This window comes from Haloprofundus sp. MHR1, from assembly GCF_005155585.1.
GTDB classification, from domain to species: Archaea; Halobacteriota; Halobacteria; order Halobacteriales; family Haloferacaceae; genus Haloprofundus; species Haloprofundus halophilus.
This window is the reverse complement of record NZ_CP039833.1, coordinates 569,732-583,800: the sequence shown is the minus strand read 5'-3', so window position 1 is coordinate 583,800 and position 14,069 is coordinate 569,732. Positions and strand designations below refer to the sequence as shown.

Sequence of the window (14,069 nt, the reverse complement as noted above, 5' to 3'; positions counted from 1 at the left end):
AGTCAGTAATTAGAGCTTTTCGCAGAAAACCCCGTGACGGGGCACCGATTGGTTGTCGAGATAAGCACCGCTTGTTGGGTAAAAACAGCCGCTCTGGTTTATTATCGAATCTGTAGTGATTAAAGGCGTGAGTTCAACAACCATACGGACGGCCGTCGCGTTAGTGACCGCGCTTCTGCTCGTAACAGCAGGCGTTCAACCCGCGATGGGTGGTGCGGCGACGACGGCAGACGAGGAGGTAACGTTCACCGACGTATCGGTGAGTGAGCTACAAGTCGAGGGCGGGACCGTCGAGAACGTCACAGTCGAGCGGTTGGTTGTCCAAGAAGTGGAGATCGGTGACCAGGGTACCGTCGAACAGGGCGTCTTCGAGGACGTCTCGTTCGACAGTATCGAGGTCAGCGGCGTCTCCATGGAGGACATCGAAGTTCAGGACGACGACGTGAACGAGGCCCAGGCGCGCGGCTACCTCGACTCGAACGAGCAGGTTAGCCAGGTCGTCGTCGGGACGCTCCGCGTCGACACGCTCTCCGTCGGTGAAGTGAACGTCGAGGAAGACCAGACGGGGCTGCTCTCCGGCGACTCCAACGAGAGCGACTCGATGGGTGACTCCAGCGAGAGCGACTCGATGGCGAACGAGAGCGACTCGAGTCAGGCCGGCGACTCCAACGGGACGACGGTCCTCGTGCGCGAGGTCAACGTCGACGAGATGGAAGTCGACTCGCTGACCATCCAGACGCTCCAGCAGTCGACGCCGATGCCGTCGGCGTTCGACGACACGGAGGGTGCGGAGAACTTCTCGCTCGGTGAGAACACCGACGAGGCGCTGCAGGCCATCGACCAAGCGGAGACGGCGGTCGACGACAACCGAGAGCAGCTCACCGACGAGCAGTACGTCCAGCTGAAGTCGGGGCTCGCCAACGTTCGCGCGGCGGTCGAAGACGGTGAGGTGACCGAGGAGGAATCCCAGGAGCTCACCGAGTCGGCCGAGAGCATCCGCTCGACGGTCAACGAGTCCGACGTCTCGGACGAACAGATTCAGGGCGCAGTCGAGAGACTGCCCGAAGACGCCCGACAGGTCGGCTCCGGTACCGGTGACATGGTCGTCATCGACGCCGTCGACGTCGGCACCGTGGAAGTCGAGGAGATGACGACCGGTACCACGTCGGTCCGCGTCGCCTCCGACTGGAACAGTCTCGCCGTCACCGGGGTCGAAGGACCGTCCGAGATTTCGGCCGACGAGACGTACAACGTCACCGTGACGGTGCTGAACCCGACCGACGAGACGACCGCAGACACGGTTACCTACCGCGCCGGTCTCGGTGCACCGACCAGTGAACTGGTCGTGCTCGAACCCGGCGAGACCCAGCAGGTAGAACTCGAAGTTCGCGGCCCGAGTCAGACCGCACTCGAACGGACGAACTCGCCGCAGCACATCGCCACCACGTCGAAGACTACCTACACCGTCCCCGTGAGCGCCAACGACACCGCGCCCGGTAACTCCGGTGACGCTGGCAACGGGAACGGTAACGGCAGCGGTAACGACAGCGAAAACAGCAGCGACAGCTAACTGACGCCCTTCCGTCTCTTCGAGACGGGATTCCTTTTTGACGCCGATTCGTCCGGACAGCGACGCGAACGCGCGCAGTGATGCTGCGACTCTCGCCGCGACGACTATCGCGTCGAGACGCTCGTCTGCATCCCGTCGGTGTTGAACGCGCTTCCGGCGCCGTCGTCGTCGAGGACGATGAGACCCGCCTCGGAGCCGGTGAGTTCGCCGAACTCCGCCATCGCGCGGTCGGCCGCTGCCTGCGCGTCCATCCCGTCTTCGAGGTGGCGCACCGCCCGCCGCGAGAGCGTCGCTTTGGCGATATCTTCGCCCGCGCCGGTCGCGCTCGCGCCGCCGGCGGGCGCACAGTAGAATCCGGACCCGAGCTGCGGCACGTCGCCGACCCGTCCGGCGAGCGCGAACCAGCGTCCGCCGGTCGACGTCGCGGCGGCGAACGTCTCGCCGTCGCCGGCGACGGCCCCCACGGTGTCGTGACCGCCGAACCGCTCGCGGAGCCACTGGAGGTGCTCGCTGGGGCTTCCGTCGGGCGCATCGCTGTCGGCCCAGCGCTCGCGGCTCTCCTCGGTGAACAGGTCGACGCCCGTCTCGACGCCGTAGTCGGCGGCGAGGTCGACGGCGTGGTCACCGACGACGAAGACGTGCGGCGTCTCCTCGGCGACGACGCGAGCGGCGGAGACGGCGTGTTCGACGCCCGGCATGCTCGCCACCGCGCCCGCCTCGCGGTCGCTCGTCATCACGCCCGCGTCGGTTCGAACGACGCCGTCGGACTGGACCGCGCCGCCGACGCCGGCGTTGAACCGCTCGTTCGATTCGAGAACCTTCACCGCTTCCTCGACGGCGTCCAACGGTGTCGACTGCGTTGCGCCGGTTTCGGCCGCTCTGTCGAGCGTCGCCTGCCGAAGGTCGGGTTCGTCCGGAGTGCCACCCGCGCCGCCGTGTACGATGACGTGCATGCCGGCGGGTGCACGCTCTGTACCTAAAAACGCGAGTAAACCGGCCAGTGAGGTATGTGACGCGCTCGGCGGGCGAGAGCGTGAAAAAATCGCGCGGTCGAGGGGGAGCCGGTTCGTCTTCAGTCGTCGTCGGAGCTCACCGTACCGTCGCTGAAGCCCGGCGAGCCGCGACTGGCGCGTCCGGCCCAGTTGCCGATGTTGTCGGCGACCCAGCCGCGCGCGCCGAAGCCGAGCGCGAGACCGACGCCGATGGCGATGGCCGCACCCAGTCCGTAGGCGACGGCCTGCGCGACGATGTACAGCACGCGGACGCTGAAGCCCATCGTGTCGAGGCCGATGACGAGCACGCTGAAGTAGAGGAACAGTCGAACGCCGTCGGCGAGGATGCCGCTGTAGCGCGTCTCGCTCGCCGTCGAACTCTGCTGGACGACGCGGGCGATGAAGTCAGCGACGATGAAGCCGAGGACGATGACGAGCAAGCCCGCGAGGAACGCCGGCAGGTACGAGACGGCCGTGTTGACCCACTGCGAGAGCAGGTTGATTGCCAGCGCGTTCGCCGCCGCGAGGACGGCGAGCAGGTAGATGTAGTACGCCGCGAGTTTTCCGAACGCTCCCGAGACGGCCTGTTCGGTCCCTCCGAGCGCACGGCCGACGGGGGTCCGCAACGCCATCTGATCGATTTTGGCTCTATCGACGACCTCGCGGACGACACGCGCGACGACGCGCCCGACGACCCATCCGATGAGGAGGATGACGAGCGCGCCGATCAACCGCGGGATGAACGCGACTATCGACGAGACGGTGTCCTGGAGGAACTCCGGGACCCCGAGTTGTAGGGCGACGAACAGCGGAACGAACGGGACGAACGCGGCGTTCGTCGAGTGTTCGGAGTCGGTACGTGAATTCGTATCTGGTGTGGACATGACCACGTAACGAGAGGGCCCCGAGCGACTTTAATTCGTTGCTTTGTTATAAGAAATAATAGTACAGTAGTAGCTATCCGAGCCTCGATGTAGTCCCGTCGCCCGAGCCGAACCGCACGTTTCCGGCGAGTGAGCTACCGAAAGCGGTAGAATAGTTATTCGGCGCTTAGCCCACCGGACGAGTCCGGTCCGGGTTTGGGAGTGTCTCCGACGCGGTAACGTTCACGAGAAACGTGAGACTTGACACGCCACTCGGACGGACACTCCGTTTCGAGCGTCACCGGATGCGGCGAGCGCGGTCGACGCCCGGCACGGGGCGACGAGTCGCGACCGAAGGTGCGGCGGTGAGACGGTCAAATATTGCCGCGGGAACTACAGAACGGCAGGCCTTTTACGCTGCCTCGGAAACTCACCGTTGTTCATGAGCTACGACAAAGTCGAGGTCCCCGAGGAGGGCCAGAAGATTACGGTCGCCGACGAGGAAACCGGCGAACTCGACGTTCCGGAGAACCCAATCATCCCCATCATCCACGGGGACGGAATCGGGACGGACGTCGGTCCCGCCGCGCAGAAGGTGCTCGCCGCCGCCGCCGAGGCGACGGGCCGCTCCATCTCGTGGATGCGCGTCTACGCCGGCGAGTCCGCCCGCGAGAAGTACGACGAGAACCTCCCCGACGACACCGTCGACGCCATCAAGGAGTTCAACGTCGCCATCAAGGGCCCGCTGACGACGCCCGTCGGGTCGGGCTTCCGCTCGCTCAACGTCGCACTGCGCAAGAAACTCGACCTCTACGCGAACGTCCGCCCGACCTACCACCTCGACGGCGTTCCGTCGCCGGTCAAACACCCCGAGAAGATGGACATGGTCACGTTCCGGGAGAACACCGAGGACGTGTACGCCGGTATCGAGTGGGAAGCCGGCACCGACGACGTCCAGAAAGTCAAGGAGTTCATCGAAGACGAGATGGGCTACGACTCGACCATCCACGACGGTCCGGTCGGCATCGGCGTCAAGCCCATCACGGAGTTCGGTTCGAAGCGTCTCGTCCGCGAGGCCATCGACTACGCCATCGAGAACGACCGCCCGTCGGTGACGCTCGTCCACAAGGGTAACATCATGAAGTTCACCGAGGCGGCGTTCCGCGACTGGGGCTACGAAGTCGCAGAGGAGGAGTACGACCAGACCATCACCGAGGACGAACTCTGGGAGGAGTACGACGGTGAGCGTCCCGAGGACAAGGTCGTCGTCAAGGACCGCATCGCCGACAACATGCTCCAGCAGCTCCTCACGCGGACGGACCAGTACGACGTTATCGCCACGATGAACCTGAACGGCGACTACATGTCCGACGCCGCCGGCGCGCAGATCGGCGGTCTCGGCATCGCGCCGGGCGCGAACTTCGGCACCGCCCGCTGCCTCGCCGAACCGGTCCACGGCAGCGCGCCGAAGTACGCCGGTCAGGACAAGGTCAACCCGACGGCGATGATTCTCTCCGGCCGCCTGATGCTCGAGTACATGGGTTGGAAGGACGCCGGCCAACTCGTCCGCGACGCCGTCGAGGAGACTATCTCCTCGGGCGACGTAACGTACGACCTCCACCGCCAGATCGAGGGCGGTAACAAACTCGCCACGAGCGAGTTCGCCGACGCCGTCGTCGAGAATATAGAGAAACTCTCGTAGAGAGTTTCTCTGACCTTCGCGGCGGAGCCGCGAAGACATCGAAAAGCTATCGTAGATAGCTTTTCAAGCGCTTGAAAATCACAGATTTTTGAGAACATAGAGAAGCTGTCGTAGACAACTTCTCCGGCTCGCGCGGTTTCACCGCGCGAACATAGAGAAACTCTCGTAGAGAGTTTCGCTGACCTTCGCGGCGGAGCCGCGAAGACATCGAAAAGTTGTCGTAGACGACACTTCGACTACCAGTAAACCGCTGATTTTTGGTGAAACGAACTCGGATTCACACACGAAACAACTTCGAAGAGAGCACCGTGGGTCGGCGAAACCGACCCCACGAGGCTTCAGTTCGGTCGAATCCGACCGAGCACGTCTCCGCGGCGGAACTCGCCGTTCTCGGGAACCGACTGCTCGGCGAGTTCGCCCGACGCGGGCGCGGGCACGTCGATGCTCACCTTCTCTATCTGAATCTCGCAGACGGTGTCGCCCTCGGAGACTCGTCCGCCCTGTCGGACGAACCAGTTGGCGACGACCGCCTCGTCGATATCGTCGGAGTCGTCGGGCCACACGTCCTCGGAGTCGATGGCGACGGCGTCCCCGCTCATTCTTGCGTGCGTCGAACCGCCGCGGCGATGTCGCCGGCGTCGGGGTTGACCTCCTGTTCCAGCGGTCGCGCGTACGGGACGGGGACGTCGGGCATCGCGACCCGTTCGACGGCGTCGAGCTCCGACAGCGCCTCGTCGGCGACGCGGGCGACGACCTCGCCGGTGAGGCCGAACGACCGGTAGTCCTCGTCGACGACGACGAGTCGCCCCGTCTTCCGGACCGACTCCAGCACCGTCTCGGTGTCGAACGGGACGAGCGTCCGCAGGTCGATTACTTCGGCCTCGATGCCGTCGTCGGCCAGCGTCTCCGCCGCGTCGAGCGCCCGGTGGACGTGCAGCCCGAGCGTGACGACCGTCGCGTCGTCGCCCTCGCGCTTGACGTCGGCCTCGCCGAACGGTATCTCGTACGCCTCCTCGGGGACCGCGGTCTTCGGTCCCGGCGGCGACGGCATCCAGCCGAGCCCCATCAGCCGCTTGTGGAACAGGTAGACGACCGGGTCGTCGTCGCGGATGGCGCTGTGCATCAGCCCCTTCGCGTCGTACGCCGTGCTCGGCACGACGACCTTCATCCCCGGCAGGTGCGCGAACGTGCCGTACAGCGTCTGGGAGTGCTGGGCGGCGTCGTTGTACGTGCCGCCGACGGCGGACATGAGCACCATCGGCACGTCGACCGCGCCGCCGCTCATGTACGTGTTCTTCGCCATCTGGTTGTAGATCTGGTCCATCGCGACGCCGAAGAAGTCGACGAACATCAGTTCCGCAATCGGGCGCATCCCGGCCTGCGCGGCGCCGACCGCCGCGCCGAGGAACGCCGTCTCGCTGATGGGTACGTCCATCACCCGGTCGCGGCCGAACTCGTCGAGTAACCCCTCCGTGCTGTCGAAGATGCCGCCGTAGTCGGCGACGTCCTCGCCCATCACGAACACCTCGTTGTCCTCGCGCATCTCCGTCGCGACGGCCTCGACCATCGCCCGGCTCATCGTCAGTTCGCGGTCGCCGGCGTCGGTCGCGTCCGCCGTTCCCGCCTGCTGTGCGCCGCTCTCTCGCTCTTCGGTCGCCATCAGCGCTCACCTCCCATGTCGTCCGCGGTAGGCTCATCCGACGCCGCTCCCCCGTCGGTCGCGGCGGTGGGTCCCGAAGCCGGCGGGTTCGAGAACACGTCCTCGTACGCCTCCTCGGGGTCCGGTTCGGGCTGTTCCTTCGCGAACTCGATGGCGTCGTCGACGCGTCGTTCGGCCTCCGTTCGCAGGTCGTCGAGCGTCTCGTCGTCGACGCCCTCGGCGCGGAGGTCGTCGGCCAGTCTGTCGATGGGGTCGAGTCGCTTCAGGCGGTCGACCTCGTCTTTCGGTCGGTAGCCCTCCGCGTCGCCCATGAAGTGCCCCATGTGGCGGTGGACCTGTACTTCGAGGAGCGTCGGCCCGTTACCGGCGCGGGCGCGTCCGACCGCGTCCGCGGCGGCCTCGTAGACGGCGACGGCGTCGTTGTAGTCGACCCGGACGCCCGGCATGTCGAAGCCCTCGGCGCGTTGCGCGCCGCTCTCGACGTCCGTGACACGTCCTTTCGGCATGCTGATCGCCCAGTCGTTGTCCTCGACGACGAACACCACGGGCAGGTCGTGGACCGCCGCGAGGTTGAGCGATTCGAGGAAGCCGCCCTGGTCTATCGCGCCCTCGCCGAGGAACGCGACGGCGACGCTGTCGGTGCCGCGTTTCTTCGCCGCCAACGCCGCGCCGACCGCGGGCGGGCAGCCCTCGGCGATGATGCCGCTGCACGCGAAGTTCACGTCCGGGTCGAACAGGTGCATGTGTCCGCCCTTCCCCTTGCAGAGACCGGTCCGTCGACCGAATATCTCGGCTGTCATCCGGTCGAGGTCGACGCCTTTGGCGATCGCGACGTGGTGCGGTCGGTGCGGAGCCGTGACGGTATCGTCGTCGCGGAGGTGCGCGCAGACGCCGGCCGCCGACGCCTCGTGGCCCGCCGCGAGGTGGAGTTCGCCCGGAATCGGTCCCGCCGAGATGTCGAACGCCGGCTGTTTGCCCTCCAGATACTCCTCCTGCAGGCGCTCCTCGTAGTACCGCGCGGTCACCATCTCCTCGTACATCCCCGTCAAAGTGTTTCTCGACAACATGTTTCTCCGTTCAGTGATAACACGAACCACGGTATCAACGTTATCTCACCGCGTCGAACTGTCAGACGAGCGTGTACGACGGCGCGAAAAAGCGTGGCGCGAGTCGGGCGCGCCCGTCTCGTCGAGTATCGACCGACTGCGGTGACACGTCGACCGACTGCGGTGAAACGGGCCGGTCGAGACTCCTCACTCCTGCCAGTCGGGGTTCGTTCGAGGCGGACTGAAGATGTCGACGCCGCGGACGGGCTCGTCACCGCGGTTCTCGGCGCCGTGCGGTTCGCCGCCGGGGATGACGTAGGAGTCGCCCTCGGTGACGCGGATCTCCTCCCCGTCGACGACGAACGTCAGCGTCCCCTGCGTGATGTAGCCCGTCTGCTCGTGGGGGTGGTCGTGTTCGGGGACCGACGCTCCGGCGGCGATGTGGAAGTGCTGGACGCTCATCTCCTCACCCGCGGCGAGTTGCGCGAGGTGAACGTCGGGTACGGCTTCGGTCGTCTCTACGTCGGACAGCGACAGTCGTTCCATAGACTGTGACTGCGCGCCGACCGAATAAAGCTAGCGCGGCGCACGGAGTTCCGCGTACGGCGTCGGCCGTTCGATGACGACGTTGACCACCGCGCCGAGGAGAACGAGGACGCCGCCGAGATAGAGCCACGTCACGAACAACAGCACCGCGCCGAGGATACCGTAGGCCTGGTACTGCGAGGCGTTCTGCGCGTAGTACAGAAACGCCAGTTGGAGGAGAATCCACCCGCCGGCGGCGACGACGGTGCCGGGGATGACGTGTCTGAACGTGACCGGAACCGGCGGAAGGATGTAGTAGATGGGAAGAAGGACGAGGACGAGCAACACGAACAGCGACAGCGTCGTCACGAACGTCGGGTAGGGAATCGAGAGGTCGACGAACGTGACGACGACGCCCGCACCGACCATGAGGGCGATGGCGACGAGGACGACACCGAGAACGAGCAACCCGTCGAGCAACCGTCCGAAGAAGCCGATGGAGTGAAAACTGCCGTACACCTCCCCGAACGCCTTCGAGAGTCCGCGAAACATCTTCAGCGCGCCCCAGAGCAAAAATCCGAGACTGGCGAGACTCGCCCCTCTACGGCCCGCGGAACTGGTCAACGCCTGTTCGAGCACCTGTCGCCCGCTCTCGGAGACGTACGCGCTCACCCGGTCGAGTAACTGCATCACGACCTGTCCCTCGCCGACGAACGTCGCGAGTACGAACACGAGAATCGCAAGCGGGATGAGCGACTGTAGCGCGTAGTAAGCGAATCCGGCAGCGAGAAACGCGATATCTCGGTCCCGCGCGACGCGGACGACGGTTCGCAGCGTACTGGTCAGTCCCACGTAGAGTCACTGCTCACGGACACACTGCAACGGTTAGGAGTAAATCGTTTCTCCACGCCGTCTGTGACTGTCTTCGCAGCCGATAACTCTCGGGCGAACAGTAGATTCAAACCCGTCGCCCGACCACAGCGAGATATGTACGCCGTCGTCGGCTGCAACGGCTGTTCGAACATCTGGATTCTCGAAAATCCGCGCGAGCAGGCGTCGGCGCAGTGTTCTCGCTGCGGCAAGCGCCACCAGACGAAGAAACTGCGGAAGATGTACACCGCCGAGGACCACGACGCCGCCCGGCAGGTTCGCTCGGCGATACTCGCGGAGAAACAGGGCGCGTCGGAGGCGTTCTCGACTCTCGACTCGGTGTCGGAGATGGAGACGCAACTCGACGACGCCCACATCTCCGACCGCGAGTATCTCGAACGGTCGGGCCTCGACGCCGACGAAGTCGCCGCCGCGGGCGACGAGTCGTCGCCGTCCGCCTCGTCGAAATCGCGGCGCGAACTCGTCGAAGACGCGGTAGCAGAGCAGGACCGACCCACCGAGGAGGAGGTCGTCAGTTACGCCGCAGAGCGTGGTGTGCCCGGAGAAAAAGCACGAGACATCTTGGAGAAACTCGCCCGTCGCGGCGAGGTGTCGGAGAGCGGCGGCCGGTATCGGTCGCTCTGAGCCCTCCGAGAGACTCAGAGTTCGGTGCCCAGCGCGAGCACCCCGCCGACGACGAAGAAGATGATTCCGGCACCGACGCCGAAGTCGCCGAACGCGAGCGCACAGAACAGGCCGACGGCCGCGAAGTAGAGTCCCAAGAGTACGGTGCGAATGTCGTCGAGCGCGCTGAGAACGGCAACTCGTTGTGAAGCCATAGTTCGATTGTGGGCGTTCGCGGCTTAATTCCACCTCAGCTCACGTTTCAAATCTTCGGTGGTGGCTCCCGACCGACTTACCGGCCCAGTTCCTCGTGCGCGCTCGACAGATGTCGCGACCCGAGCGCCGCGAGCAACGAGAGTTCACCCGCGAGCGACCCGACGGCGATGGCCTCGGCGAGAGCGTCGGCGTTCGCGCCCGCCGGGTCGCCGCCGCCGCGGACGCCGAGGATGTCCAGCCCTTCAGATTGCGTCGGTAACTTGGTGCCGCCGCCGACGGTACCGACTTCGAGACTCGCCAAGGAGACGGAGACGTAGAGGTCTCCGTCGGGCGTCGTCTCCGCCGTCGTGATGGCGTTCGACCCTTCGACGACCTGCGCGGCGTCCTGCCCGGTGGCGAGGAACATCGCGGCGACGACGTTGGCGACGTGGGCGTTGAAGCCGAGGCTTCCGGCTTTGGCGCTGCCGACGAGATTCTTTCGCGTGTTGATTTCGGCGATGGCTTCGGGCGTCGTGTGGAGTCGCTCTTCGACGGTCTCTCTGGGTATTGTCACGTCCGCCGTGACGCTCCGACCCCGGCCTTCGACGGCGTTTATCGCCGCCGGTTTCTTGTCGGTGCAGAGGTTGCCCGAGAGCGCGACGAGCGACGCCGTCGTTTCCGCTTCGACCACGTCGCAGGCCGCCTGCGTGGCGATGGTGGCCATGTTCATCCCCATCGCGTCCTTGGTGTCGTAGCGGAAGCGCAGGAAGACGGAGTTGCCGACGACGTACGGCGTCACGTCGAGCAGTTCGCCGTGGTTCGTCGTCTCCTCGGCCGCCTCCTTCAGCGCCGGTTCGTTGTCGCGGACCCACGAGACGAGCGCCTCGGCCTCTACGATGTCGGCGACGCTGAACACCGGTGCGCGGGTCATCCCGGATTTGGTGACGCGCGCTCGTGCACCACCTGCGCCGTCGACGACGGAGAGGCCGCGGTTGACCGATGCGAGAAGTGCCCCTTCGGTCGTCGCCAGCGGGAGGTAGCGCTCGCCCGAGAGCGCGCCGCCGTCGACGGTGACGGGACCGGCGACGCCCATCGGAATCTGGGCCGCACCGACCATGTTCTCGATGTTCGGGTCGGCCTGCTCGGCCGGGAATCCGTAGTCGCCGACGGCGTCGAGCGACGCACCCGACTGTGCTTCGACGAGGAGTCGACGCGCCGCCGACGCCGTGTCGGCGTCGGCGTGGTCTTCGAGTTCGTGGAATCTGAGGTCGCCGTCGCGGACGCGGTCGGCGAGGGCTTCGGCGTCGGTCATGCTGTGTCGTCCTCGCGGCGGTCGCTAAGGACTGTCGGTTTTCTCCACCTCCGAAAAGCCGGTTCCCGAACGGTTTTGCCAGTTCCCCACCGCAGAGCCACCATGACCGACGCAGCAGACCTCCTCCTCGTGAACGCGGAGGTCCACAGCCTCGCCGGCGCCGACGGAACCACCGACGGTGACGCCGACGAGGTGTACGAAGCGCTCGCCGTCCGAGACGGCCGAATCGTCCGACTCGGAACCACCTACGACGTGGAGTTCCTCGCCGGTGCCGAGACCGAGGTCGTCGACCTCGACGGCCGGGTCGTCCTCCCCGGCTTCGTCGACGCGCACGTCCACCTCTCGATGACCGGGCGCTACCTCGTCCACGCGAACCTCTCGGGGGCGTCGGGGCCGACGGAAGCCGTCGACCGCCTCCGCGAACGGGCCGACGAGGTCGGCTCCGACGGCTGGATTCAGGGCTACGGCTACGACGAGAGCACCTGGGACGAGTCGCGCTACCTCACCCGCGAGGACCTCGACGCCGTCTCCGACTCCCGGCCGGTGGTCGCCTTCCGCGAGGACATGCACGTCGCGTCGCTGAACTCCGTCGCTCTGGACCGCTGCCGCGACGGGATGCCCGACGACGACATCCACACCGAAGACGGCGACCCCACGGGCGTCGTCGTCGAGGAGGCCGTCGACCCGGTGTTCGAGGCCGTCGAACCCGGCCCCGAGGAGATGCGCGAACTGTTGACCGCGGCCCAGCGCCGCGCGAACGAACTCGGTGTCACGGGCGTCCACGACATGGTTCGCCACTCGTACGCGCCGCAGGTGTATCGGGAACTGGACCTCGCCGACGAGCTCTCGCTCCGGATACGACTCAACTACTGGGCCGACCACCTCGACGCCGTCACGGAGGCGGGTCTGCGGACGAACCACGGCAGCGAGATGGTGCGGACCGGCGCGATAAAGAGCTACACCGACGGGAGCTTCGGCGGCCGGACCGCCAAACTCTCCGAACCCTACAGCGACGACGCGTCGGCGACCGGCCAGTGGGTCGTCGGGCCCGACGAACTGAGCGACATCGTCGCCCGCGCCGACGACGCTGGATTTCAGGTCACGGCGCACGCCATCGGCGACGAGGCCGTCGACGCCGTGTTAGACGCGTACTCTGAGACGGAGAACCCGGGCGAGATGCGCCACCGCGTCGAACACGTCGAACTCGCCTCCGACGAGGCCATCGAGCGGTTCGGCGAGATGGGCGTCGTCGCCTCCGTCCAGCCGAACTTCCTCAAGTGGGCCGACGAGGACGGGCTGTACGACGCCCGACTCGGCGACAGACGAACGGAGACGAACCGCTACCCGGCGCTGCTCGACGCGGGCGCGCCGCTGGCGTTCGGCTCCGACTGCATGCCGCTGGACCCGCTTTTGGGCGTTCACTGGGCGGTCAACGCCCCCGCCGAGAGTCAGCGCGTGGGAGTCACCGAGGCCCTTCGGGCGTACACGCTCGGCGCGGCCTACGCGGGATTCGACGAGAACCGATTAGGGACCGTCGAGGTCGGCAAGCGCGCCGACTTGACCGTCCTCGACGAGTCGCCGTGGGACGCCCCCGACCGGATTCGAGAGATCGACGTGGCGATGACCGTCGTCGACGGCGACGTGGCGTTCGACGGGCGTCGATAGCTTCGGACCCGTACCGGACGGGAGCGGGCGCTCTCGCCTTTCGACTATCGAGCCAAAGCGCTCTTTCACGGGCTTTCCTACAGGAGAGGTGCGGACCGACACTCCGGACCGGGTGCGGCCTGTTCGCCTCGCCTCTCGTCCACGTAAACGCTCTGTCTCCCGTTCCCGCGGACGCTCACCGGGCGACTCCGGGGTCACCGCCCGGCCCCCTCCACGCGGCTCTTCGACCGTTACGCTCGGGTGACGTGACCGTACTTGAGCAGCGCGACGAACACGGAGCCGCCGACGGCGTTACCGGCCGTGGCGAGAACGAGGAATCGCGCGTAGTCCGCGACCGTTATCTCGGGGCCGAGAAACAGCCCGAACAGCACCTCGACGTTGCCCGCGATGGAGTGGGGGAGGTGGAGAAGGCCGATGGCCGCCGTGACGAGCCAGATAATGAGCAGACGGCTCGTCGTGCTCTGGGCGGCGGTGACGAGCCACGAGAGCAGCCCCATCAGCCATCCGGCGAGAATAGCCGACAGAAACATCCCCCAGTTACCGTGGTGGATGAGTTTCTCCGCGACGGTGATGAACGACTCGGGGCGGGCGACGCCGATGCTGGGGATGACGTTGACGACGAAGGCGGTGAACACCAATCCCCCGAGCACGTTACTCACGAGGATTACCGCCCAGAGTCGCCCGAGCTCGGTGAACGAAGCCTGTCCGTCGATGACGGGGAGCACCGCGAGCGTCGTGTGTTCGGTGAACAGCTCCGACCGGCCGAGGACGACGAAGATGAACCCGATGGAGTAGGCGCTGGCGAGCAGTAGCTCGGTCGGCAGGTCGCCGTAGCTGCCGGCCGACAGCGTGAGCACGACGGCCATCAACAGCGGCCCGAAGCCGATGTCGAGTCCCGCCGACAGCCCCGAGAGAAAGAGGCCGTCGAGCTCGCGGTTTATCTCGTGGAGGCCCTCCTCTATCTGCGTTTCGAGGATGTCGCGCGCCGGCGTCTGCCTGCCGAGGAGCCCGACCGGCTCGCCGCCGTCGGGTTCACTCACGGTAC

14 protein-coding genes are annotated in these 14,069 nt (G+C 66.1%); 4 read left to right on the top strand and 10 right to left on the bottom strand.

Annotation, left to right across the window (positions count from 1 at the left end; all coding sequences use genetic code 11):
* Positions 1–127: 127 nt before the first annotated feature.
* Entirely contained in the window at positions 128–1,570 is a 1,443-nt protein-coding gene (locus tag FCF25_RS02820; protein WP_137047267.1) for a hypothetical protein, read from the top strand.
* Between the two features lie 104 nt (positions 1,571–1,674).
* Here the strand turns inward: FCF25_RS02820 and FCF25_RS02815 are convergent, their stop codons facing one another.
* Positions 1,675–2,523 carry an isoaspartyl peptidase/L-asparaginase gene (locus FCF25_RS02815; protein WP_117594659.1) on the bottom strand — a complete coding sequence of 283 codons (849 nt, stop codon included), beginning with the start codon at positions 2,521–2,523 and terminating at the stop codon, positions 1,675–1,677.
* Positions 2,524–2,642: 119 nt separating this feature from the next.
* The gene (locus FCF25_RS02810; protein ID WP_117594658.1) at positions 2,643–3,446 is read right to left on the bottom strand and encodes a hypothetical protein; all 804 of its coding nucleotides are present in this window, start codon (positions 3,444–3,446) and stop codon (positions 2,643–2,645) included.
* Positions 3,447–3,867: 421 nt separating this feature from the next.
* Here FCF25_RS02810 and icd point away from each other — a divergent pair, with 421 nt between their 5' ends.
* The gene (gene icd / locus FCF25_RS02805; RefSeq protein ID WP_117594657.1) at positions 3,868–5,127 is read left to right on the top strand and encodes an isocitrate dehydrogenase (NADP(+)); all 1,260 of its coding nucleotides are present in this window, start codon (positions 3,868–3,870) and stop codon (positions 5,125–5,127) included.
* A 338-nt stretch (positions 5,128–5,465) separates the two neighbouring features.
* On the opposite strand, the gene FCF25_RS02800 is transcribed toward icd, so the two are convergent.
* The 5 genes from FCF25_RS02800 to FCF25_RS02780 all read right to left on the bottom strand — a co-directional run bounded on the left by FCF25_RS02800 (position 5,466) and on the right by FCF25_RS02780 (position 9,210).
* Positions 5,466–5,726, bottom strand: a complete 261-nt coding sequence (locus FCF25_RS02800) for a lipoyl domain-containing protein (RefSeq protein WP_137047266.1) — start codon at positions 5,724–5,726, stop codon at positions 5,466–5,468.
* Positions 5,723–6,787: an alpha-ketoacid dehydrogenase subunit beta gene (locus FCF25_RS02795; protein ID WP_137047265.1), complete on the bottom strand. Its 1,065-nt coding sequence runs from the start codon at positions 6,785–6,787 to the stop codon at positions 5,723–5,725. Before FCF25_RS02795 ends, FCF25_RS02800 begins: the two co-directional genes overlap by 4 nt.
* Entirely contained in the window at positions 6,787–7,827 is a 1,041-nt protein-coding gene (locus tag FCF25_RS02790) for a thiamine pyrophosphate-dependent dehydrogenase E1 component subunit alpha (RefSeq protein ID WP_137049341.1), read from the bottom strand. The genes FCF25_RS02795 and FCF25_RS02790 overlap by 1 nt, the downstream gene beginning before the upstream one ends.
* 213 nt (positions 7,828–8,040) lie before the next feature.
* Positions 8,041–8,379, bottom strand: a complete 339-nt coding sequence (locus FCF25_RS02785; protein WP_117594654.1) for a cupin domain-containing protein — start codon at positions 8,377–8,379, stop codon at positions 8,041–8,043.
* Positions 8,380–8,409: 30 nt separating this feature from the next.
* Positions 8,410–9,210 (bottom strand): YihY/virulence factor BrkB family protein, encoded by an 801-nt coding sequence (locus FCF25_RS02780; protein WP_137047264.1) that lies wholly within the window; start codon positions 9,208–9,210, stop codon positions 8,410–8,412.
* A gap of 135 nt (positions 9,211–9,345) precedes the next feature.
* Between FCF25_RS02780 and FCF25_RS02775 the strand changes: the two genes are divergently transcribed.
* The gene (locus FCF25_RS02775; RefSeq protein WP_137047263.1) at positions 9,346–9,873 is read left to right on the top strand and encodes a DUF5817 domain-containing protein; all 528 of its coding nucleotides are present in this window, start codon (positions 9,346–9,348) and stop codon (positions 9,871–9,873) included.
* Positions 9,874–9,887: 14 nt separating this feature from the next.
* Here FCF25_RS02775 and FCF25_RS02770 read toward each other — a convergent pair whose 3' ends face one another.
* Together FCF25_RS02770 and hmgA are read right to left on the bottom strand one after the other, a co-directional pair.
* The gene (locus tag FCF25_RS02770; RefSeq protein WP_137047262.1) at positions 9,888–10,067 is read right to left on the bottom strand and encodes a hypothetical protein; all 180 of its coding nucleotides are present in this window, start codon (positions 10,065–10,067) and stop codon (positions 9,888–9,890) included.
* A 77-nt stretch (positions 10,068–10,144) separates the two neighbouring features.
* Positions 10,145–11,359: a hydroxymethylglutaryl-CoA reductase (NADPH) gene (hmgA, locus tag FCF25_RS02765; protein WP_137047261.1), complete on the bottom strand. Its 1,215-nt coding sequence runs from the start codon at positions 11,357–11,359 to the stop codon at positions 10,145–10,147.
* 102 nt (positions 11,360–11,461) lie between these two features.
* Between hmgA and FCF25_RS02760 the strand changes: the two genes are divergently transcribed.
* Positions 11,462–13,024 carry an amidohydrolase gene (locus tag FCF25_RS02760; RefSeq protein ID WP_137047260.1) on the top strand — a complete coding sequence of 521 codons (1,563 nt, stop codon included), beginning with the start codon at positions 11,462–11,464 and terminating at the stop codon, positions 13,022–13,024.
* 230 nt (positions 13,025–13,254) lie between these two features.
* Here FCF25_RS02760 and FCF25_RS02755 read toward each other — a convergent pair whose 3' ends face one another.
* Positions 13,255–14,064, bottom strand: a complete 810-nt coding sequence (locus FCF25_RS02755; RefSeq protein WP_198665713.1) for a formate/nitrite transporter family protein — start codon at positions 14,062–14,064, stop codon at positions 13,255–13,257.
* Between the last annotated feature and the right edge of the window lie 5 nt (positions 14,065–14,069).